The organism is Anoxynatronum sibiricum (genome assembly GCF_039414295.1).
Lineage (GTDB): Bacteria > Bacillota > Clostridia > Peptostreptococcales > Tindalliaceae > Anoxynatronum > Anoxynatronum sibiricum.
Genome location: NZ_JBCITM010000012.1, coordinates 20,521 through 42,755 on the forward strand (window position 1 = coordinate 20,521; position 22,235 = coordinate 42,755).

A 22,235-nucleotide genomic window follows, 5' to 3' on the forward strand; every position below is an offset into this window, starting at 1 on the left:
CATCACCGCAAAACCACTGAAGAGGCATTGCCTGTGGAGGACATGGACAGCACTTCGTCACTCATCCAGCGCACCACTTCGTGATCATGGGAGATAAATAAATAGGCCAGTTGCCGCTGCACCTGCAGATCTTTCAGCAGGTGCAGTATTTGTGCCTGCACCGATACATCCAGCATGGAGGTGGCTTCGTCGAGAATCAGCACCTGGGGCTGGGGCAGCAGGGCGCGGCACAGGGCCAGCCGCTGGAGCTCACCGCCGCTGAGTTGATGGGGATACCGGGCCAGCAGGGTGGGGCGCAGCTTCATGTGTTCCAGCAGGGGCTCCAGTGGCGGGTTCTGTCGTCGAAAAGTCGGGGAATCAGAGGTATCTCCCTGCATATCTCCCAGCAACCGAAGTGCTTCCAACAGGCTGTGTCTCATGGTGTATGCCGGGTTGAAGAAGGTGTGGGGGTGCTGGGACAAAAACTGGACCCGGCGGCGAAAAAACAGCAGGGATTTCCCGCTGAGGTGGGTGATCTCCCGACCATCAAACCAGAGACTTCCCTGATCAGGGGGAATCAGGCGCAGCAGTACCCGGGCCAGGGTGCTTTTCCCGCAGCCGCTGGGTCCAACCAGCCCCAGGGTTTTTCCCGGTACCAGATGCAGGCTCACATCGGAAAAGACGGGGGTGACAGAAGAACGCCAGAGGCCGGTGGCATAGCCTTTGGAAAGGGCGCGGGCTTCAAGCATAAAGAAAACACCTGACTTTCTGCCGGGGGGCGTCTTTGGGACGACTCTCCGGTGGTTTTTGTGTCTGGCATCTGGCCATGGCTGCGGGGCAACGGGATGAAAAGGCACAGCCGGTGAAGCGGGTGCCCAAAGCCGGGGGTTTTCCTGCCATGGGTTGAAAACCCTTCTCCGGCAAAGATGCCAGCAGCCCCCGGGTGTAGGGGTGACAGGGGGTGGTCAGGGTATGAGGCCCGGTTTCCAACATTTCACCGGCGTACATCACCGACACCTGGTCACAGAGAGCGGCGGCCATGGGCAGATCGTGGGTGATGACAATCAGTCCCCGGCGAGATTGGGCTGTCACGGTTTTCAGCAGCTGCACCGTCTGTTCTTTGGAGATCTGGTCCAGGCCCTTGGTGGGTTCATCTGCCAGAATCCAGGCCGGGTCTGCCGCCACTCCCATGGCTGCCAGTACCCGTTGCTGCATGCCGCCGCTCAACTGAAAGGCGTAAGCTTGCATGAGTGATGCCGGTGAAGAGAACCCCAGTTGATTCAAGAGTCGGCAGAGGAGGGATTGTTTTTCGCTGCGGGGAAGGGCATGATGCCAGAGAGCGTCCAGCAGCTGACGGCCCAGCGGCACCACAGGGTTGAGGGAATCCTGGGGCGACTGGGGGATGAGCCCGATAGATCGTCCCCGCAACCTTCTGAAATCTCTTTCGCGGCATTGCAGAAGATTTTGTCCGCGATAGTGGATACGCCCGGTGACGGCGGCGTAAGGGGGAAGCAGTCCCAGGAGGGAAAGCCCCAAAACTGATTTCCCGCACCCGCTTTCACCCACAATACCGTGAATGGTACCGTGATGAAAAGTAAGGCTGGCTCCGTTGACGGCTCGCACCGGGCCGGTGGCCAGGTGAAAATCCACTGCCAGTGCATCAAGGGTGAGGTGGGGGGGATCAGTAGCAGCTTCACCATGAGCATCAGTAGCCGCTTCAGGTGTCATCACAGGTTGAATCGGTTCTTTCGTATGAAAATGGGAACTTGCGGTCATTCTTTCCACACCTCCTGGCTGCGGCGGTCTGCCAGGTTTCGCAGGGCATCTCCCATCAGGTTGATGCTCAGCAGCAACATAAAAATGCAGACACCTGGCACGAGAATCAAATGGGGACTGCTGCGGTAATACATACGGGCATCGCTGATCATCACACTCCAGTCGGGTGCCGGCGGCTGAAGGCCCAATCCCAGAAAACTGAGAGCGGCGATGGCCTGCACGGTACGGCCCGCCCGGGTGGTGAAAAGCACCACAGTGTTGCCCAGTAGATGGGGAAGGATATGGCGAAATAAAATGTGGGCATGACTTGCCCCCAGGCAGCGTATTCCTTCGATGAAAGGTTCTTCTTTAAGATGCATTACCTCTGCCCGCACAATGCGGGTAAATCCCGCCCAGGAGGTGATCACCAGGCCCAATAGCAGGCTGTGAAACCCAGGGCCCATGATGCCGGCAATGGCCACCATGAAACTGGTACCGGGGAGTCCCTGAAAAATATTGGTGAGGGTGGTGATAAGCTGGTCCGGCCATCCGTTGAAATAACCGGCAAGGGAGCCCAGCACCAAGCCAAGGAGCATGGAAAGGAAGGTGGCGGCCAGGGCCAGCATCAAAGAAAGACGGCCGCCGTAGAGGGTTCGGCTGAAAAGATCCCGGCCCAGGGTATCGGTGCCCAGCCAGTGGGTGGCGGATGGTCCCTGCAGTCGTGCAGCCATGTGAATCTGGTTGGGGTCATAAGGGGCCAGCAGGGGTGCCGCCAGGCTGGCCAGCGCAATCCCCCCCAGCAGCAGGAGGGGCAGCACCAGGTCAGCGGGGGGCAGAGACGGTTGTTTATCCATGGGATGAAGCACCTCCCAACCGTACCCGGGGATTCAGCATTACAGACAACAAATCAACCAGCAGCATCACCAGTACATAAAAAGTGCCGGTGATGAGGACATAGCCCTGCAGGGCGGGGTAATCCCGGGTGAAAATGGCTTCGATGGCGTAGCTGCCAATGCCGGGCAGGGCAAAAATACTTTCAATAACCACAGAGCCTCCCAAAATACCTCCCAGGTAATTGCCCAGCAGGGCCATCACTGGTGGCAGGGCGTTGGGGAGGGCATTGGTGGCCACAAGGCGAAACCGGTGGAGGCCTTTGGCTCTGGCGGCCAGCATGTAGGGCTTGCCCATCTCCTGCAGCAGAGAAGCACGGGTGAGTCGAATGGCAATGGCTGAGGTGGCGGCAGAGAGGGTCAGGGTGGGCATGACAAAGTGAGCCAGGGTGCCGGTGCCGCTGGTGGGGAGCAGTGACCGGTTTTCTGCCAGCACTAAAATCAGCAGCAGCGCCAGCCAAAAACCGGGAAAGGATAACAACAGATTCACCATCAGATTGATGAGGCGGTCCGGCCATTCCCGGTGAAAGACTACGGCCAGGGTGCCAAAGAACAGGCCGCTGAAACAGGTGAGCATAAAAGCACTCCCTGCCAGCTGCAGGGTGAGGGGAAGGCGGCGCAGCAGTTCGCCGGCTACGGGACGACCATTGGTGTATGAGGTGCCCAGGTCGCCCCGCAGCAGATTTTGAAACCAGTGCCCGTACTGCACCACCAGGGGGCGGTCCAGGCCCAGTTCGCTGCGCACCTGGGCAATTTGCTCTGGCGTGGGGGTATAGAGACCGCTGCGGTTCAGGGCAATTTCTGCAGGGTCTCCCGGGGCCAGCACTCCCAGGGCAAAGGCGATGATGCTGATGCCCACCAAAACAGGCACAAGGGCCAGCAGTCGCCGCCATACATAAAGGCCCATGGTGTGTTTCATGGCTTATTCAGCCCAGCCGATGGCGGGCAGATCCAGGCCGTACACTTGGGCATCATAGTTGGCCAGCTTTTTATTGAACACCAGCAGGGTGACATCGTTAAAGAGGGGGATGATGGGCTGTTCTTCCGCTGAGATTTCCTGAATTTCCTGATAGATGGCATGGCGGCGGTCCAGGTTCAGTTCGCCATCGACGGCGGCCATGAGTTCATTCACCCGGGGATTATCGTAACCCAGGCGATAACCCACGTTCTGGTCACCGTCGGGAAGCATGAACCGGCGGAAGATGGTGGCGGCTTCGCTGTTGGACAAACCCTGTTGCGCCCGGGCCAAATGGTGGGTGCCTGCTTTCATTTCTTCCCGCACCGCGGTCCATTCCATCACCTGAATGGTGGCATCCAGACCGATTTCAGAAAACCAGACAGAAAGCAGTTCCGCCTCGGTTTTTTGAAGGGGTTCCCCGCCGTTGACATAGAAGGTGATGGGCACCCGCTGGTCTCCCAGTACTTCGGCAGCCAGGGTTTTGGCCTTTTCAGGGTCGTAGGTCACGGGGATGTCATGATAGAAAGGGGTGCTGTAGTTCAGAATGTTGGTGGTGGGGGTTCCAAAGCCGTGATGCAGTTCATTCACAAAAGTTTCCCGGTCGATGATCAGGCTGGCGGCCTGGCGCATGCGCACATCATCAAAGGGGAAGGTGGTGCCGTTGGGAATGAGAAAACGAATCATGGTGGATTTGGTGCTGGAAAGGCCAAACCGTTCATCTTTCACCAGCTCTTCCGCCAAAGCGGGTGTGATGGCACTTAAATCAAGTACGCCCATGATTTCTTCTGCCTTCATGGCGGCAAAGCGGGTGTCCACATCGGGAATCACTCGAATGCGAATGGTGTTGGCCACGGCTTTTTCGCCGTAATAATCTTCGTTTCGTTCCAGTACCAGGTATTCATCCAGCACATTTTCCACCAGGCGGAAAGGGCCGGTTCCCTGGGCAAGGCCGTTGAAATAACCATCTTCTGAGAAGTTGTGAGGGCTGTACATGGCACTGCCGAAGTTCACCATGTTGTAAAGCTGGGTGGGGGCAGGCTGGGAAAAGACCAGCTGAACCGTATGGTCATCCACTTTGAGCACTTCCTGCAGATTGGGGTAGTGGGTGTCGACATGAAGGGGATAGAAAGAAGACGTTTTGACTTCCCCGCCCATACGTTCAAAATTGGCCAGCACCGCATCGGCATCAAAGGGGGTGCCGTCATGGAAGGTAACACCCTGGCGCAGGTGGAAGGTCCACTGGTGGCCGTCTTCTGACATTTCCCAGTCTTCTGCCAGGCCGGGAATGGGAGAGGCGTTACTGTCCTGACTCACCAGGGGTTCCCAGACAAAGAGAATAGAGCTGCAGTAGTAGGCGTCCCGTTCGCCGGGGGCCAGGTTACGACGGCCGGCCAGTACAATTTCAGCGTCAGGGTCAACAGGGGTGTTGGCTTCTGCCACAGCGGGGGCGGTGCTTTCAGCTGCGGGGGTACCGGCGGGTTCGTTCGCTGCAGCGGGGGCAGCGGGGCTGCAACCAGTGATAAGAAGCATCATCGCCAACAGGAGGGTGAGCAGCAGTGTAAAAGGCTGTTTTCCATGAAAGACGTTGGTGGGGAGCTGATTCGTTTTGCGGAGAGGGACTAAAGATAACTGTTTCATTGATTGACCTTCTTTCAGGTGTGTTTTTTTCATGAAATCACAGACCGCTTGTGATGGACTCGTCGGTGGAAGAACCAGGCGACGCCTCCGAAAAGCACCCACATACCACCCACCACAGGCCATTTGTGAAGCCGGCGCTGGGTGGTGCCGACGATCCACTGGGCCCGGTGGCCCAAACCGTCATCCACCAGAATGGTGTGGGGGTTTTCCAGATGACCGAAAGCATAGATCCCTTCATCATCCAGCCGGCCTTCTTCCATCACGTGGCCGATGGGGTCCAGTACGGTGACCACCGTGCGGCGGGAAAAGCCGCCTCCGTCATAGGAAACCTGCACCCGGTCCCCTTCAAGGGGATCAATGTGCAGGGAGTGGGCCCAGACTGGCTGCCACAGGGCCATGAAGAGCATGGCGCTCATGATGACCATGGCTGAAATAGCAGGAAAAATCAGTCGATGGCGGCTGGAGAAAAACGGAAAAGACGGAAAAACCAGCATCAGGCAACCCCTCCTTCTTCAAGCCACTGGGGTTTGGCCCGGGCCATCAGCTGCAGGGCAAAGCCGGTGACGACGGCTTCGATGGCCACCAGGGGAAGGTGGCCGATGATCAGCAGGTTTACCACTGAGGCGGCACCCCGGGCAAAGAGGGGCTGGCTGGTTACCAGCAACAGCACCAGAATAGCCACGGTGAGCACGGTGGCCAGCGCGCCGGCGACCATTCCCTTCACTAAGGGACTCAGAGAGAGCCGCAGGTACACCTGGCGGGCGGTGAGGGCAGGAATGGCCAGCATGAGGGTGTTGGCCCCCAGACTGGTGAGACCGCCGTGCTGGAACAGGATGGCTTGCAGCAGCAAGCCGATGAAGAGGGCGACGGGTGCCCGGCGTCCCAGCATCACTCCCAGCAGCCCTGCAATGAGGGGATGAATGGAAGAGGGGCCCACGGGAATGCTGATGAGGGAGACGGCAAAAAAAGTGCCTGTCATCAGACTGATTTTAGGGATTTCTTCTTCCTGAATCTGTTTCAGACCATAGCCAACCAGGGCTGCGGTACCCGCATAGGTAATGGCGATGGTGGGGGCGTTCAACACACCGTCGGCTAAATGCATGGCTCATTGCCTCCTTTGATGGGTGTTCAAGAGTGGTTATCATCTCTTGGTGTACATTCGCTTAGTGGGTTATTTGATTTTCGGGGGTCAGGACTTCGCCGGTCTGGCCTAAAAACTGCAGGTTAAACTCTTCCGGCAGGTGTTCGGCAAAAAGCATGTACCGCCCCGCTTCTTCAATGGTAAAGTAAAAATGAGTACCCGCCGGGTTCAATTTCAGGGTGTATCCGTAATCCGGCAGGGCGGTGAAGGTGCCATCGGCGGCAATCACTTCTTTTTCTGCTTCCAGCACGTGTTGGCCGTGATGTTCCAGATCGGTGATGGAACCATCCATCAGTACAAAGGCCAGGTCCATGGATTCATCTTCACTTTCTTCAAAAGTGATTTCGTAAGTTCCGATTTCCAGATTCAGTTCGCCGCTCCATTCGTAGGGCAGGTCGCCATGCTCGTGGCCATGGTCATTTTCGGCAGTGCTGCCGGTACATCCATGGAACAGCAGGGCGGCCAGAAGCAGCAGGATGGTCAGGCTCAAAATGTTTTTTTTCATGATTGATTCCTCCCAAAAAGGTTGATGTGAACGTGGTGTATGTGAGCTGAATAGATGATCCTTTCAGGGAGGGACAGGACTGACAAAAAAAATCCCCTGGCCATTGGCCAAGGGTTTTTCCCATCAAAAATCCTCTGGTCGCCAAACAGGCATACATCCCATGCTTGCTGGCTGCTTTCAAGGCCGGTCTCCTGGCTCATGATTCCTCCGCCGCCCTTCCCTTCCCAGATCTTTTGATCCAGTGGTTTGACAGGGCATTGTCATCATCTACAGTGGTGGGTCCGCGCCGGCTTGCCCGGCTTCCCGATTCTCTTCTTTCGAAGCACCTTAAAAGGATTGTCCGATTCAGTTACCTTCAGTATAGGGGGAGAAAGCCTGTTTGTCAAATGTGTGTCATACGTCTGCAGGTCATACGTCTGTGGGTCATGCATCAGAAGTTGCTCGACCTCGATAGGCGTGACGCCACCTCGATCTTCTCTCAATAAGCGAATGAAGTTGAATCACTTTTGAGTTGAGGCTCAGTCCTTTATCAAGGCCAGGGCTTCTTCAACATTTCGGGGCTGACGGGGATGACCGGCAAAAAGCCGGGCCAGCAGGGGCATGGGGAGCTTGGCGGCTGTCAGCAAGGGAGCGTCGGTGAGCACCTCCAGAGGCGGGCCCTGGGCCAGCACTTCCCCTTCCCGCAGCAGAATGACTTCGTCTGCCCAGGCATAGGCCAGTTCCAGATCATGGGTGCTGAAAATCAGGGAACGTCCCTGGGCAATCCACTCATCCAATACCTGGCGAAACTGTTCCTGAGCATGGGGATCCAGGCCTGAAAAAGGTTCGTCACATACGATGAGTTGGGGGTCGGTGGCCAGCAGACCGGCAATGGCCGCCCGTTTTTTCTGCCCAAGGCTCAGCTGATAAGGCGGCTTTTCTCCCAGTGCGGCCAGGCCTACCTGATCAAGGGAACGGGTGACAGACTGGGCTGTTGCTGTCTTGGAGAATCCCAGATTCCGGGGGCCAAAGGCCACATCCCGGGCAACGGTGGTGGCAAAAAGCTGGTGGTCTGGGTAATCAAAGAGAAATCCCACCTGCCGCCGCAGCTGGGGGAGCGTCTGGCGGGTGACGGGAATGCCCAGCACTGTTACCTGGCCCTGCTGGGGCAGAAAAGTGCCGTTCAGGTGGTACAGCAACGTGGTTTTACCACTGCCATTGACGCCCAGCAGGGCGGTGCGTCGGCCGGGGGCAATTTGCAGGTGAATTTGCTTCAGGCCGGTGGTGCCGTCTCCATAGGTATAGAACAGGTTTTGGATGTGAACCATCATGGCAGCAACCCCCTTTCCAGAAAGATGAAACACAGAAATAACAGGATCAGCAGCAGGGTGACACCCTTCTCCACAAGCCCCATGGGGGGCGGTGTCTCTGAGGGAATGTGGCCATTGAAAGACCGGGCCTTCAGTGCCCGGTAAACCTGTTCGGAATGATCGGAAGCTTTCAGAAAAAAGCCGCCGATCCATTCTCCCCAGAAGGGAAGCTGCTCTCTAAGGGACAGTTTTTCCATGCCCCGGGACTGGAGGGCCCGGCGACCGCTGATGACATCCTGGCGCACCATGATGAAGTAGCGAAAGCTGAGGAGGAGAATGGTGGTCATCACCTCAGGCATTTTCAGAAGGGTGAGGCCTTCCAGCAATGCTTCGCGGCTGCGGCTGGTGCCCAGGTAGATCAGCACCAGGGTGGCGTTGAAGATCCGCAGGGCCAGGGTGGCGGCGATGAGACGGTTTTCATGGGGCGGCGGCCAGCCCTGGGCGATGAGCAGGGGCAGGGTGAGTACCAGCAGCATGGGCAGAACCATGAGAAGCCGCCACCAGGCGGCGGGAGTCATCCGGTTGCCGGTGAACAGAAAAAGCAACAGCACTGGCAGCAGCAGTGCCATTGTTTCCGGCCGCTCCAGCAGCACCATGCCCCACAGCACCACAAAGGCGTTGACAATGGCAAGGCCGGGGTGGGTCACCAGCAATGAGGTTGATCTCAGCATTGAAGCGTGGTTGGCTGCGGGCGGCGTGGGCATGAAGGCTTCCTGCTTTCTGATTCAGATTGATAGTCATCAGATTGATAGTCAATAGTCAAAAGATACTTCATACTGATGCGCTCATGGTTTCAATGCAAAAATCCCTGGCAGGCTGCGAGCCACCAGGGATTTTCCCATCTAAAATCCATGTCAAACCACCGCTGCGGCAGGCAGCAATGGTCATTGTTCAAGGCCGGTCTCCTGGCTCATGAGTCTTCCGCCGCCCTGCCTTCCCAGGGTCACCCAGTGGCCTGTCAGGGCATTGTCCTCATTCACAGTGGTGGGTCCGCGCCGGCATGTCCGGTCTTCCCGATTCTCTTTCCTGCGAAAGCACCTTAAACAAATCAATGTCATATAGTTTCTCAAGCTTCTTTAAGCTTCTTTTAATCTTCTCAAGTTTCTTAAGCTTCTTTAACCTTCTCAAGCTTCTTCACGTTCTTTAAGCCTCTTCAAGTTTCTTCTGACTTCAGTATAGGTGCTGGCGAAAGGCTTGTCAAATTGCAGTCGCCGGCAAAGGGAAAGTCGGCCTGCCGGGGAGGCAGCAATGCAAAAATCAAAAAGCCGGCGGTGTTAGGTGATGGATGCCATGTAAATATCCCGAATGGCATCTTTCAGCATGGCATTAAAGGCATTGTCTGTTTGCTGTGCGGTCAGCCCTTCCACCAGTGCGCGAGAGAAACTGGCGATGAGATGCGGGTTTCGGGACAGGCGTTCAACGGCTTCTTCCCGATTGTAACCGCCGGATAAAGCCACCACGCGCAGAACCCGGGGATGGGTGGTGAGATCCTGGTAAAAACCATCCCGATCTGGTATGGAGAGCTTCAGCATTACCAGTGCATCTTCAGGCAACTGGTCGAGATGGTTGAGAATTTCAATTTTCAACAGCCGTTCAGATTCGGCTTTGTCGGTGCTGTGAATATCCACTTCCGGCTCTAATATGGGAACCAGTCCGGCTGCAAGAATCTGCTTCCCGTAATCAAACTGCTGGTCGACAATTTTTCGAATCCCTTCGGGAACAGCGCTTTTGATCACAGAACGCATTTTTGTGCCAAATATGTGATGTTTTACAGCGCGCGCCAGCAGCTCATCCAAACCAGTCATGGGCTTCATCAGTTGGACGCCTTCTGAAACATCTGCCAGCCCCTGGTCAACTTTTAGGAAGGAAAGAATCCCTTTCTTTTCCCATAAGTAGGTTGCGGTGGGCATGCCGTCAACTAAACTGTCCATGGTTTGCTCGAACAGAATGACACCCAGGATATGACCAGAAGTGAAAGCGGGACTGGTCATGATTCGGGAGCGCATTTCATGGACGAGTTCAAACATTTTCTCCTTACCGGTGTACTGGTCTTCTGAGATGCCGTAGGCTGCCAATGCTTTGGGGGTGCTGCCGCCACTCTGGTCGAGTGCCGCAATGAAACCCTTGCCGTTGCCCATTTTTTTAAGCTGGTGCATGTTCATGCATTTACCCCATTTCCATATTTCGACAAGACGAGTCAACCTGCACATGCAGATCGATATACGGGTAAGCCTGTAACGTGATCCCGCAGTAAGATGATATCCGGATTCGATGGGTTTAAACGCTTCCCGGGAAAGGAATTATCAGGATTTGAAGGCCAGGGGTGAGAGTTGCTGGATAAAGCTAGTGAAAGTTGTTGAACGTTGTTGAACAAAAGGAGTATCTCATTTGAAGCAGCGAGGAGAAGTCGGTGTACGCATGGGTAATTTGGCTGACATCGATTGGCGGGGATAAGAAATATAAATATGGATTTAAAAATGTGGATAAAAAATGGATAAAAACAAAAAAAATGGGTAAAAATAATAAATTTGGGTGGATGCGATGAGTTTGGGTAGATATAAGATGATGGAATCAGAAAAATCTGAAAAGCAAACGACTTACCTGTACTTATTAAGTTAGGAGGCATCTTTTATGCCGGAAGAGAAAACAGAACACTCCTCAAAAAACCAGTTTCCCATTGTCGGTATTGGCGCTTCCGCAGGCGGCTTAGCAGCTTTCGAAGCTTTTTTTTCAGGAATGCCTGCTGACAAACAGCCTGACATGGCCTTTGTCCTGGTGCAGCATTTGGCACCCGATCATAAAAGCCTGCTGGCAGATTTGATCCGGCGGCTCACTGATATGCATATGAAAGTGTATGAAGTGGAGGATGGCATGGTTGTTTTACCCAACTGTGTGTACATTATTCCGCCTAACTATAACTTATCACTTTCGCAGGGTGCATTGCAACTTGAGAAACCGACGGCCCCCCGGGGGCAGCGGCTGCCCATTGATTTCTTTTTCCGTTCGCTGGCACAAGATCAGCATGAACGCGCCATCTGTATTGTGCTGTCTGGCACCGGCAGTGATGGCACCCTTGGCGTAAGAGCGGTAAAAGAAGAAGGCGGCATGGTCATGGCACAGGACCCGGATTCCTCTGATTATGACGGAATGCCAAGAAGTGTCATCGCGACAAACCTGGCGGACTACACGCTTTCTCCTGAAGAGATGCCGGCACAATTGATGGCTTATGCAGCCCACCATTATGGCAAATCGGTTCTGCCGGTTGAAGCGACGCAGGTCACTGAAGATGTGCAGAAGAAAATATTTTCGCTGCTGAGAAACCAGACAGGGCATGATTTTTCCCAATACAAGCCCAGTACCATTAACCGCCGCATTGAAAGACGCATGGCGGTGCATCAAACAGATACCCTTGAAGAATATGTGAAATACATGCAGCAGACTCCCCAGGAGGTGGAGGCACTTTTTCGCGATCTCCTCATTGGGGTTACCAGCTTTTTTCGAGACCCAGAAGCCTTTGAAGCCCTGGAAAAACATGTTGAAACCCTTTTTGCAAACAGACCCCCAGAGATCCCCCTGCGCATCTGGGTGCCTGGCTGTTCCACCGGTGAAGAAGCCTATTCCCTTGCCATTCTGATTTCCGAATATCAGGAGAAGATGAAACGAAATGACCAAATTCACATTTTTGCCACTGATATTGATCAGAGAGCCATTGCGACAGCGCGCGCCGGTATTTATCCTGCCGGTATCGCCACCGATATTTCAGAAGAGCGACTGGCCCGGCATTTTACACCTGAACCAAATGAGGCCCACGGTACCAATCGCACCAATGGCAGTCCGGGTTTTTATCGGGTGAGAAAAAACATTCGTGATCTGTTGATTTTTTCAGAGCAGAGCGTGGTGAAAGACCCGCCTTTTTCAAGGATTGATCTCATTAGCTGCCGAAACCTGCTGATCTATATGGGCAGTGACATGCAGAAAAAACTGATACCCCTGTTTCACTACGCATTAAACACAGGTGGAATTCTATTTTTAGGCACTTCAGAATCTGTGGGGGAGTTCAGCGAAATGTTTTCGCACATGGATCGCAAACACAAGATCTACCAGCGCAAAGAAAACAACCCGCTGACCAATAGAGACATCGTCAGGCAATACCTGCCCCCGGCGGCGGTCGCCGATGAGCGGACTTCTCATCCATCAAAGGGAAAAAGGGCCAACACCACAGAACCCACCTTGCGCTATCTGACCGATCAAGGGCTGTTGCAGCACATGAATTTGGCAGGGGCACTGGTCAATGAGAAAGGCGATTTGCTCTATCTCCATGGTCAAAGCGGCAAGTACCTGGAGCCGGCGCCGGGTGAATTTGACAGAAACATCATCAGAATGGCCAGAGAAGGATTAAAACGCCCCCTGACAACGGCGCTTCACAAGGTGGCGGCCTCCAAAGAAACCGCCCGGCATCAGGGGTTGAAGGTGAAGATCAATGGCGATTTCACCATGGTAAACATGACCATTCGATCCGTTTTCACCAAGACACTATCTTCAGAGAAAGAGTCCCTGTACCTCATCATTCTGGAAGAAGCTCCTGAGCCAATGCCTGTCATCGATCAGTGTACCGTGAAGGAAATGGCGCATGATCCTGAAAATGACCTGCGCAATGCACGTCTCAAACAGGAACTCCAAGAGATGGAAGAATACCTTCAGGCGACCAACGAAGAACTGGAAACTTCCAATGAAGAGCTTAAGTCATCCAATGAAGAAATGCAATCTGTGAACGAAGAGCTTCAGTCAACCAATGAAGAGCTGGAAACATCGAAGGAAGAATTGCAATCAATGGTTGAAGAATTGGCAACGGTGAATGCAGAGCTGCAGAATAAGGTGACCGACCTGTCAAGGGTCAACAGCGACATGAACAACTTGCTGGCAGGTACAGGGATCGCCACCGTGTTTGTGGATCATCAGCTGCGCATCATGCGGTTTACGCCCACCGCCACACAGATCATTAATCTGATTCTGAGTGATGTGGGGCGCCCGGTGGGGCATATCGTCAACAACCTGATGGGCTATGACAGCCTGGTAGAGGATACCCGGGCGGTCTTGGACACCCTTGTTCCAAAAGAGGTGGAAGTGCAGTCGATTGAAGGCAACCAGTACACCATGTACATTCAGCCCTATCGTACCCTCGAAAATGTGATCGAAGGAGCCGTACTGACCTTTGTGAACCGGAAATAATGGCGTGATATCACCTCCTTTAGCAATTGAGAAAGGAAGGAACCTGCATGACAACCGAAAACCAGAAAACAAATGAGAAAGACAAGGGTGTTGACCAGCGACTGCGGGAACAGGCTGAAGAGCTGATCAGAGGCAGACCGGTGGGGGTGGCTGCGGAGGATGCGTCACCACTTCCCAGGGAGATCAGCGAAACACTTCATGAGTTGCAGGTTCATCAAATTGAACTGGAAATTCAGAATGAAGAGCTGAGAACGATGCAGGCAGAGTTAATCACTTCCCGGGAGCGATATTTTGATCTGTACGATTTGGCACCGGTGGGGTACTGTACGTTAAGCGAAGAAGGACTGATACTTGAGACAAACCTCACGGCGGCTAATTTACTGGGAGCCTCGCGAAAAGAAATGGTCCAGCGACCATTCACCAGCTTCATTCTCAAAGAAGACCAGGATGTCTATTACTTTCATCGAAAAGAAGTGCTTGAGACCAACCAGTCTCAGGAATGTGAACTGAGACTGGTGTGTTCGGGAGAGTCACCTTTCTGGGCCCATCTGACCACGGCTGTTGCAGCTGATGTCGATGGGGTAACAGTTTGGCGGGTCATATTGGAAGAAATTACGGTGCGCAAGAAGGCTGAAATGGAAATGATCAAAGCGAAGGAAGAAGCTGAAGCTGCCAATGCAGTAAAAAGCCAGTTTCTTGTCAATATGTCCCATGAAATCAGAACGCCGCTGAATGGACTGACGGGCATGCTGCAGCTGCTTGAAATGACGCCCCTTTCAGATGAACAGAAGGAGTATGTCAAAATATCAAGAACCACGTCTGATGTGCTGATAAAAGTCATTACAGACATTCTTGATTATTCTCAAATAGAAGCCGGGAAAATCGAGCTGGAAACCATCGATTTCGAATTGAAAAGGGTGGTGCAGGAAGCGGCAGACGTCTTTCGGGTAGCTGCGGCGAAAAAGGATTTGCAGATTCATCTTCATGACGGGGGTGAACTGCCGCTTCTGAGAGGCGACCCTTTCCGAATCAGACAGGTGTTATCCAATCTCATTGGGAATGCCGTTAAATTTACACATGCCGGAACCATCACGGTGAGGGTGAAACCAATTGACATAAAGAACACACGCCAGATCAAACTTGAATTTGCTGTGAAAGATACAGGTATAGGAATTTCAAGCCATCAAAGACATGTTTTGTTCCAAAGCTTTAGCCAGGCCGATTTATCGACGACCCGTCAATATGGGGGGAGTGGGCTGGGGCTGTCCATCTGCCAGGGACTGGTGGAAAAAATGGGAGGTGCCATATGGTTTGAGAGTCAGGAAGGCGTCGGCAGCAGTTTCTATTTCACATGTATTCTGGAAAAATCAATGACAGACACTCTCCAATGCCCATCATTGCGCTGACGGCAGATGTGCTTGCCGATTCCAGGGAAAAGTGCCTCGAGGCCGGCGTGGATGAATGCCTGGCAAAGCCCTTTGGAGATACGAAACTGGAAATCTTGATTCATCAGTTGATGGGAAAAACAAACGAACGTTGACCCGCATCTTCAAAGGAGTGCTATCGATGAAAAAGAGTCAAAAGGTACAGGATATGATGGAGCGAATGACATCTGCCGGCTGCTTTATAAAGGATTATCAAACCAATCAGATCACCTGGTCCCATGAAATGTATTCTATTTTCGGAGTAACACCCGAGGCGTTTTCCCATACACATGAAGGATTCCTCGAAAGCGTTCATCCAGATGACCTGACAAGGGTGAGTCAAATGGTCGTGGATGAACAACACCAGGGGGGTGAATATGAACGGGAATATCGCATTATCCGAAAAAATGACGGTGCCGTTCGCTGTATCCTTGAAATAGGAGAGGTGGAAGTGGATGCTTCTGGTCGGATTCTCTGCGCCACGGGAGTTCTAAAGGATAACACGGAGCAAAAAGAAAAAGAAACAGGATTGGGCGACAGTGAAAATCGGTTTCGCAGGTTGGTTGACGGGATGCCAGCCCAGTTTAAGGAATTTTTGCCGGACAGCACCCTGACCTATGTGAACCAATATTACTGCAACGATTATGGAATGACGGAAGCGGAATTGATTGGCCGTCGCTTTTTAGAGCTTCTGCCAGAAGAAAAACGTGAAAGTGTGGCAAAAAGCTACCTGTCACTGACCCCAGAAAAACCTTTCTGCATTGGTACCTTCAGCCGGGTGAAAAAGGGGGAAACCAGATGGCGTCAATGGCGATACCGGGCCATTTTCGATGAAGCGGGAGTGGCGCTGCGCTATCAGGCCATGGGAATTGATGTGACCGAAAACAGGCAAACAAATGCGGCCCTGAGAAAAGCCAATGCGGAAATGAAAAAAGCCGTCAAAATTTCCGATGAGGCCCTGCAGGAAAAAAGCAGGTTTCTGGCCAGCATGAGCCATGAGATACGCACCCCCCTTAACGGTCTGGTGGGGATGATTCACTTAATGCAGCTGACCGAACTGACGGAAGAGCAGCAGGAACTGGCCATTCTTGCCCATACATCTTCTGATTTGCTGCTGAACCTGATTAATAATATTCTTGACTATGCAAAAATGGAAGACAGCGGCCACCAGATGGACAATCATGAGTTTGTGCTGGACGAAGTGCTGCACGCTGTTGAAATGGTTTTTGCTCCCATGATTAAAATGAAAGGGTTGGCGTTTAGAATCCACCGGGACAAAGAAATTCCCCACCTTTTGAAAAGTGATTCCATGAGGCTGAAACAGGTACTGATAAATTTGCTTGGTAACGCACTTAAATTCACCAAGGAAGGGAGCATTCAGTTATCTGTCGAGATGGTGAAGCGTCAGGACCAGCAGATGATGTTGCAATGGACGGTGAAGGATACCGGTGTAGGAATTCCCCTGGAAGATCAGGAAAGAATTTTCAACAGATTTGCTCAGGTGAAAAATGGCGCAAAGCAAGCATATGATGGTACGGGTCTTGGACTGGCCATCTGCAAGTCCATCGTTGGGATGATGAAGGGGCACCTATGGGTGGAAAGTCAGGAGGGGAAGGGCAGCCGTTTTTTCTTTACCACAGAGGTATCAGTGCCTGCTGCACAGACGGAATCACTGGAAGAAGAAAAGAAAGCTGACAGTGCAGGAACAGAGAACCTCATTCAGCTATTGGTGGCGGATGATGATGAAAACATGCGGTTTGTCATCGATCGAATTGGAGAAAAAAGAGGCTGGCAGGTGACTCAGGCTGAAAATGGACGGGTGGCCATTGCACTATGCCAGGAGAAACGATTTGACATGATTTTAATGGACATGCACATGCCCGTGCTGGATGGATCTGAGGCAACCCAAAAAGTGCGGAAAATGGATGAAAGAAAAGGGATTCATACACCCATTATCGCAGTGACAGCAAAAGCACTGCCGGGTGACCGGGAAGCGTGTCTGGCGGCAGGAGTGGATGAATACCTGGCAAAGCCTTTTCAAGCAGAAAACCTGATCGAAATGGTGGAAGTTCAGGTGCGCTCACAACGAGCCAAACAAAGAGATTCACAAAATGATTCTTGAAATCATGCCAGTCAAAAACCGCCTGTCTCTCAGTCAATCTGAGAGGCAGGCGGTTTTGTTCGACACTACTTCACCAGCATCAGTGAAAGCTGGGGCACAAAGGTGATAATCATCAGGTTGATAATCAGCACGGCTATAAAGGGCAGGGTTCCCCGCACCACATTGGGTATGGAGAGGCCTGAGATGCCCGAGGCCACAAAGAGGTTCAGGCCGAAGGGGGGCGTCAGCATGCCGATGGCCAGGTTGACAATCATAATCACCCCAAAGTGGATGGGATCAACCCCCAGATCCATGACAATGGGGAGAAACAGAGGTGTCAGAATCAGCACCGCCGCGCTGGAGTCCATGATCATGCCCACAAACAGGAGAATCACGTTGATGGCCAGTAAAATAACAATGGGATTGCTTTCCAGGCTCAGCACGCTTTCGGCCACTTTGCCGGGAATCTGCTGGAAGGTGAGGAACCAGCTAAAAATTTTTGAATTGGCAATGACAAACATGATCATAGCCGAGGTGATAACCGACTTTCGGGCGATGCCCATCACGTCAGCAGGTTTGATCTCCCGGTAAATCAGCAGAGAAATCACCAGGCTGTAGATGATGGCCACTGCCGCTGCTTCGGTGGGAGTGGCGAAGCCCAGGTAAATGCCTCCCAGAATGATCACCGGCATCATAATGCTGAAAAAAGCACTTTTGAAGGCGGTGAGCACTTCGCGAAAGGTGGGCACCGCTGATTTTTCGTGCTTCATGATGCGGGCGTAGATATAGCTGTACAGCACCAGGGTCATGCCAATAAAAATTCCGGGAACAATGGCCGCCATGAAAAGCCGGCTGATGGACTGCTCAGAAACCACGCCGTAGGTCATCATGGTAATGCTGGGAGGGATAATGATTCCCAGGGAACCGGCGGCGCACATGAGGCCCACGCTGAACTTCTTTGGATACTTTTTTTCCACCAGGTTGGGAATCATCACGCCTCCCACACCGGCTACGGTGGCCGGGCTGGACCCTGAAAGAGCAGCAAAAAACATGGATGAAATGACGGCAGTGATGGGCAGGCCGCCGGTGATCCATCCGAACAGTTTGTTGGCAAAATCAATGAGGCGTTTGGAGGCCCCGCCTTTCAGCATGATATCCCCTGAGAATATAAAGAAGGGAATGGCCATGAGGCTGAAAGAGTCAACGCCGGAAAACATGCGCTGTACCGCTGTGGTCAGGGCGATGCCCTGGTCCATCATGGCCAGAATGGTGGATAGTCCGGTGGTAATGGCAATGGGCACTCCCAGTAAAAGGAGCACAATAAATGAAATTAAGAGGACCATTAAGAGGCTCCTTTCTCGTCGGCAGCATCGGGTTCACCAGCGGCCAGCAGAATGATTTTGTCTTTCAGTTTAAAGAGGTAGCGAATCAGCATGAGGGCGACGCCCACGGGCACAGAAGCATAAAAGATCCACAGGGGAAGATCGATGGAGGTGGCGGTGGAATTGATGGCCATGGCTGCTTTGACCATGTTGATGCCGGCAAAAACCACAAGGGCACAAAAAGCGATGTTAATCAGATCGATGAGAATGCCAACCGCTATTTTGGCTTTACCCTTCAGCAGAATGAAGGCAGCATCCATGTTCACATGGGCGTTCTCCTTCACCGCCATGCTGGCACCCAAAAAGATGAACCAGGCAATCATCAGGCGGGCCAGCTCCTCTGACCAGGCCAGGGAATAGTTGAACTGATACCGGAGCACCACCTGAACAAACACCAGCACAGAGGTGAGAATCAGCAGGCTGGAGGCAATCACTTCTTCGGTTTTATTCAGTAGATTAACAATGTTTTTCATAAAGCACATCCTATCGGTTTTGAAATCCAACACAGAACAGGTACAGGGGATCAAAAAAAGAACTATCAACGGTATTCAACGGTCTTCAAAGTCATGCAACGTCATTCAATATCATATCGGATCACAGGGGCCAAATCAACAGAGGCCGGTCAACAGGATATTAAAAACGGAGCGGGAACAGCTGGTGTTCCTGCTCCGTTGCATGATCCTTCCAGGGTCTTCATTTTTCAGGAGCTTCACTACCGGGTGTATTGCTCCACCAGGTCCAGCAGTTCCTGGCCATTTTCCTTGGCGGCAAACTCGTCGTACACAACAGCTGTGGCAGCCCGGTAGGCTTCTTTTTCAGCAGGGCCGAACTCATCAACGATCATACCGGCATCAATGATTTCCTGCAGGTATTCGGAATCCATGGCGGCGGTTTGCTCCCACTGCCATGCAGCCACTTCATTGGAGACTTCCTGCAGCAAAGCCTGAAGGTCTGCAGGCATGGCGTCGTACTTGGCTTTGCTCATAATCAGGGCATACCCCATGAAACCGTGGTCGCTGATGGTCATGTAGTCCTGCACTTCGTAGAACTTACGGCTGGCAATGTTGGAGAAGGGGTTTTCCTGGCCGTCAACGGTGCCGGTTTGCAGGGCAGAGTACAGCTCGCTGAAAGGAACAGAAATACCGCCGGCGTTGATGGCACGGAACTGGGAAACCAGCAGCGGGCTTTGGCTCACGCGGATTTTCAGACCGTCCAGGTCTTCAACACTTTTAACGGGACGCACGTTGTTGGTCAACTGCTTAAAGCCGCCACTCCAGTAACCCAGGCCCACCAGGCCCTTTTCCTGCAGGTATTCGTTGAACTTGTCGCCCACTTCACCGTGTAGAGCGTTGAAGATTTGCTCTTCGCTGGTGAACAGGTAAGGCAGGTCAAAAAGCTCAAACTCAGAAACAAAAGAGGTGACGGTGGAGAAGAAGGGGGCGTTGATATCCAGGGTGCCGGTGAGGATTTGCTCGTTGATTTCCTGGTCGGTACCCATTTGGGAATCAGGGAAAACCGTGACGGTGATACGGCCGTTGCTGCGCTCTTCCAGCAGACGCTTGAACTCATCTGCGGCAGCACCCTTGGGGGTGGTGGGGCGCACCACGTGGGCAAATTTCAGTTCAAACACTTCATCGCTGGCAGGTGCTTCGGCAGGAGCCTCAGAGGCCGCCGGTGTTTCAGAAGCCGCTGGTGCCGGCTCGTTGCTTGAACCGCCGCAGGCAGTCAGGGTGATCAACATCAGGCCAATCAATAAGAAAGCCAAACCTTTGTGTAAGTGCATTTTTTTCATTCTTTTCATCCTCTCTTCTCATCAAATATTTTTTGTTCCCGAAAATCCGCCCATACGTTTTCAAACCAGGTGGTGTATTCGGGGATGGGGCGTGCCTTCACCCATTGGTGTGTCACCTTCACCGGAGCCGGAGCTGTCGCATTAGGTGCGTCAGAGCTGCTGGCTTCTGGGTCAAGTTTGACAAAGGTCTCACAAACCTGGTCCCGGAAATCCCGGTCCAGGGAGAAGGCAAAGTGCATTCCCTGGTGGCTGATGCGGTGGGTGCCTTCCTCATGGTCAATGAGGTAAGATCCCCGGCTGTCGCCCTGCCTTTCATCATAGGCCACCATGGCACTGAGGCAGGCGATTTGGGCGATGAGCATGTCATACACCCGGAAAACTGAAGGGAGTTCTTTCAGATGGCAAATGTGAATCTGGTCCGGAAATCGGGCCAGCTCATTCTGAAAACGGTACAGGGTCTCAGTCAGGGACTGCCGGGACCGGATAAAAGCGCCGGACCGAGACATCTGCCGCTGGAGCTCCTGTTGAAAAGCCAGTACATTGGAGGGCCGTGCCGGGTCTATCACCAGTTTTTTCAGCAGCTTCAGGCGGTGCTGTACCAAGCCTTCTGCCTGGGTCAAAAAAGTGTCGGTGGCTGCCGGCGGCTGGGTGTAGCGGTGGCAGATATATTCTGCCGCCCGGTAACTGCCCACCTGGGTGGCATTGAGGGCGGAACCGCCGGGGCGGTAAATGCCCAGGGTGCCATTGGCTTCACCCACGGGGAAGAAGTGCTTCACATTACTCTCCCACCAATGGTTGCCGGCCAGCCCGCCGTTTTGGTGCTGGGCACAGACATCGATTTCCAGGTATTCCTGTTCCAGATCGATGCCGTGGGTGCGGTACAGGTCGATGGCCAGGGGATTCATTTTCTTCAGCCGTTCAATGGGGGTGGGCAGCAGTGCCTGCGAGTTGGCCAGGTACTGGCGTGCCGTCTCGCCCAGCAGGTCGAAGTTTAGAGTGCCCTGTTCATCGGCACACCGGGGGTTGCGGCGAAAATCCATAAACACCCGCCGGCCTTTCACCTGGGTTTCAATGTAAATCAGCAGATCCACCAGGGAGGAACCGTTTTCCAGCAGCTTTCTGGAATCAAAGGGCCACTGGTAGCCTTTTAAGAAAATGGCGTCCAGCAGGGGTGTTGGCTCCTGGAAAAAATCTTCCAGAAACTCCGTCTCGTCGCCGCCATCGGCGTTGGTGGACACATACCGGGGAATTACCTGTTGGTAAGTGCCCGACAGGTTCCACCGGAATTTGGTGGAGGCGATGCCGTACTGCCACTCTGTCAGGTTGTGAGCCTTGGCCCCGGCTTCCAGGGCGATGCCTGTGGCGCCTGCCTGGCTTTTGGGAAACACGGAGCGATGGTAAATGGAGGCGGGGCCTCCGGTGCCATAAATGATGTTGCGGCAGTTAAAAAGGGTCAGGCCGTAGCCGGTGTCATCAATGGCCTCCATGTTAAGGGTGAGCAGGCCGGTGGCTGTTGGGTCACCGTTTTCCCCGGGGGTGGTGATTATGCCAATGACCAGATGGCGGTCAAAGATGGGGGTGCCATTGCGGCGCACCTGGGCTTCCAGCTTTTCGGTCATATACCGGGAGGTTAAGGGACCCACCGAGCTGGCCCGGCTGTTTTCATCGTGGTCTGTTTGGTAGCCCACGTACTGGCCATAGGTGTCATGGGGGAACGGCACGCCAATGCCCACCAGGTTATAGAAGCTTTTCAGTGACAGAGCCGCTTCCACCAGAGCGACGTCGCCGTGCATGGCACCGCCGTTAAACAGGGTGCGGGCCATTTTAAGGGGACTGTCGGCATCGGTGAAAGAGGTGGACTGCTTGTAATAGGTCTGTTTGTCAGAGCCGGTGTTCCGGGAGGTGCCCCGGTTCATGCCGTCGGTCACCAGGGCGATGTCGGTCTGCCCCATGCGGTGAAGGGTGTCGGCGGCGTTGAGACTGGCCGCTCCTGACCCCACCACCACCGTATGACAGGTGTGTACCGTAAGGGGATGCTGGTGCAGGGTGACCGTCTGTGGGCTGTGTGACGTTTCTTGCTTCAGATTCACCG

General features: G+C 53.4%; 20 protein-coding genes and 2 riboswitches. Of the genes, 5 read left to right on the forward strand and 15 right to left on the reverse strand.

Annotated features, from left to right (window positions below; all coding sequences use genetic code 11):
- Positions 1 to 2: 2 nt before the first annotated feature.
- From AAIG11_RS11710 to AAIG11_RS11760, 11 genes are all read right to left on the reverse strand, one after another.
- A complete protein-coding gene (locus AAIG11_RS11710) occupies positions 3 to 728 on the reverse strand; it encodes an ABC transporter ATP-binding protein (RefSeq protein ID WP_343186438.1) in 726 nt (241 codons plus the stop codon).
- Positions 721 to 1,755 carry an ABC transporter ATP-binding protein gene (locus AAIG11_RS11715; protein ID WP_283408733.1) on the reverse strand — a complete coding sequence of 345 codons (1,035 nt, stop codon included), beginning with the start codon at positions 1,753 to 1,755 and terminating at the stop codon, positions 721 to 723. The genes AAIG11_RS11710 and AAIG11_RS11715 overlap by 8 nt, the downstream gene beginning before the upstream one ends.
- Complete coding sequence (locus tag AAIG11_RS11720) at positions 1,752 to 2,588, reverse strand: ABC transporter permease (protein WP_343186439.1); 837 nt, start codon at positions 2,586 to 2,588, stop codon at positions 1,752 to 1,754. The genes AAIG11_RS11715 and AAIG11_RS11720 overlap by 4 nt, the downstream gene beginning before the upstream one ends.
- Positions 2,581 to 3,543 (reverse strand): ABC transporter permease, encoded by a 963-nt coding sequence (locus tag AAIG11_RS11725; protein ID WP_283408735.1) that lies wholly within the window; start codon positions 3,541 to 3,543, stop codon positions 2,581 to 2,583. The genes AAIG11_RS11720 and AAIG11_RS11725 overlap by 8 nt, the downstream gene beginning before the upstream one ends.
- A gap of 3 nt (positions 3,544 to 3,546) precedes the next feature.
- Positions 3,547 to 5,220, reverse strand: a complete 1,674-nt coding sequence (locus tag AAIG11_RS11730) for an ABC transporter substrate-binding protein (protein WP_343186440.1) — start codon at positions 5,218 to 5,220, stop codon at positions 3,547 to 3,549.
- 29 nt (positions 5,221 to 5,249) lie between these two features.
- Positions 5,250 to 5,714, reverse strand: a complete 465-nt coding sequence (locus AAIG11_RS11735; protein WP_283408737.1) for a hypothetical protein — start codon at positions 5,712 to 5,714, stop codon at positions 5,250 to 5,252.
- Positions 5,714 to 6,322: a CbiM family transporter gene (locus AAIG11_RS11740; RefSeq protein WP_283408738.1), complete on the reverse strand. Its 609-nt coding sequence runs from the start codon at positions 6,320 to 6,322 to the stop codon at positions 5,714 to 5,716. Before AAIG11_RS11740 ends, AAIG11_RS11735 begins: the two co-directional genes overlap by 1 nt.
- A gap of 61 nt (positions 6,323 to 6,383) precedes the next feature.
- On the reverse strand, positions 6,384 to 6,866 hold the full coding sequence (locus tag AAIG11_RS11745; RefSeq protein WP_283408739.1) for a hypothetical protein: 483 nt from the start codon (positions 6,864 to 6,866) through the stop codon (positions 6,384 to 6,386).
- Between the two features lie 164 nt (positions 6,867 to 7,030).
- A riboswitch (cobalamin riboswitch) is annotated at positions 7,031 to 7,211 on the reverse strand.
- Between the two features lie 173 nt (positions 7,212 to 7,384).
- Positions 7,385 to 8,176, reverse strand: a complete 792-nt coding sequence (locus tag AAIG11_RS11750; protein ID WP_283408740.1) for an energy-coupling factor ABC transporter ATP-binding protein — start codon at positions 8,174 to 8,176, stop codon at positions 7,385 to 7,387.
- Positions 8,173 to 8,886 (reverse strand): CbiQ family ECF transporter T component, encoded by a 714-nt coding sequence (locus AAIG11_RS11755; RefSeq protein ID WP_343186441.1) that lies wholly within the window; start codon positions 8,884 to 8,886, stop codon positions 8,173 to 8,175. The genes AAIG11_RS11750 and AAIG11_RS11755 overlap by 4 nt, the downstream gene beginning before the upstream one ends.
- Positions 8,887 to 9,093: 207 nt before the next feature.
- A riboswitch (cobalamin riboswitch) is annotated at positions 9,094 to 9,272 on the reverse strand.
- A gap of 217 nt (positions 9,273 to 9,489) precedes the next feature.
- Positions 9,490 to 10,377, reverse strand: a complete 888-nt coding sequence (locus AAIG11_RS11760) for a fructose bisphosphate aldolase (protein ID WP_283408742.1) — start codon at positions 10,375 to 10,377, stop codon at positions 9,490 to 9,492.
- Positions 10,378 to 10,625: 248 nt separating this feature from the next.
- On the opposite strand from AAIG11_RS11760, the gene AAIG11_RS11765 reads away from it, so the two are divergent.
- The 5 genes from AAIG11_RS11765 to AAIG11_RS11785 all read left to right on the forward strand — a co-directional run bounded on the left by AAIG11_RS11765 (position 10,626) and on the right by AAIG11_RS11785 (position 16,990).
- Positions 10,626 to 10,760 (forward strand): hypothetical protein, encoded by a 135-nt coding sequence (locus AAIG11_RS11765; protein WP_343186442.1) that lies wholly within the window; start codon positions 10,626 to 10,628, stop codon positions 10,758 to 10,760.
- 86 nt (positions 10,761 to 10,846) lie between these two features.
- On the forward strand, positions 10,847 to 13,444 hold the full coding sequence (locus AAIG11_RS11770; protein WP_343186443.1) for a chemotaxis protein CheB: 2,598 nt from the start codon (positions 10,847 to 10,849) through the stop codon (positions 13,442 to 13,444).
- Between the two features lie 47 nt (positions 13,445 to 13,491).
- Positions 13,492 to 14,850, forward strand: a complete 1,359-nt coding sequence (locus tag AAIG11_RS11775; protein WP_343186444.1) for an ATP-binding response regulator — start codon at positions 13,492 to 13,494, stop codon at positions 14,848 to 14,850.
- On the forward strand, positions 14,832 to 14,984 hold the full coding sequence (locus AAIG11_RS11780; RefSeq protein ID WP_283408745.1) for a response regulator: 153 nt from the start codon (positions 14,832 to 14,834) through the stop codon (positions 14,982 to 14,984). The genes AAIG11_RS11775 and AAIG11_RS11780 overlap by 19 nt, the downstream gene beginning before the upstream one ends.
- A gap of 26 nt (positions 14,985 to 15,010) precedes the next feature.
- The gene (locus tag AAIG11_RS11785; protein ID WP_343186445.1) at positions 15,011 to 16,990 is read left to right on the forward strand and encodes an ATP-binding protein; all 1,980 of its coding nucleotides are present in this window, start codon (positions 15,011 to 15,013) and stop codon (positions 16,988 to 16,990) included.
- Positions 16,991 to 17,055: 65 nt separating this feature from the next.
- Here the strand turns inward: AAIG11_RS11785 and AAIG11_RS11790 are convergent, their stop codons facing one another.
- The 4 genes from AAIG11_RS11790 to AAIG11_RS11805 form a co-directional block, all read right to left on the reverse strand.
- The gene (locus AAIG11_RS11790) at positions 17,056 to 18,312 is read right to left on the reverse strand and encodes a TRAP transporter large permease (protein WP_283408747.1); all 1,257 of its coding nucleotides are present in this window, start codon (positions 18,310 to 18,312) and stop codon (positions 17,056 to 17,058) included.
- Positions 18,312 to 18,824, reverse strand: a complete 513-nt coding sequence (locus AAIG11_RS11795) for a TRAP transporter small permease (protein WP_283408748.1) — start codon at positions 18,822 to 18,824, stop codon at positions 18,312 to 18,314. The genes AAIG11_RS11790 and AAIG11_RS11795 overlap by 1 nt, the downstream gene beginning before the upstream one ends.
- A 239-nt stretch (positions 18,825 to 19,063) precedes the next feature.
- Positions 19,064 to 20,143, reverse strand: coding sequence for a TRAP transporter substrate-binding protein (locus AAIG11_RS11800; protein WP_343186446.1), 1,080 nt, complete (start codon positions 20,141 to 20,143; stop codon positions 19,064 to 19,066).
- Between the two features lie 5 nt (positions 20,144 to 20,148).
- Positions 20,149 to 22,233 carry an FAD-binding protein gene (locus AAIG11_RS11805; protein WP_343186447.1) on the reverse strand — a complete coding sequence of 695 codons (2,085 nt, stop codon included), beginning with the start codon at positions 22,231 to 22,233 and terminating at the stop codon, positions 20,149 to 20,151.
- Between the last annotated feature and the right edge of the window lie 2 nt (positions 22,234 to 22,235).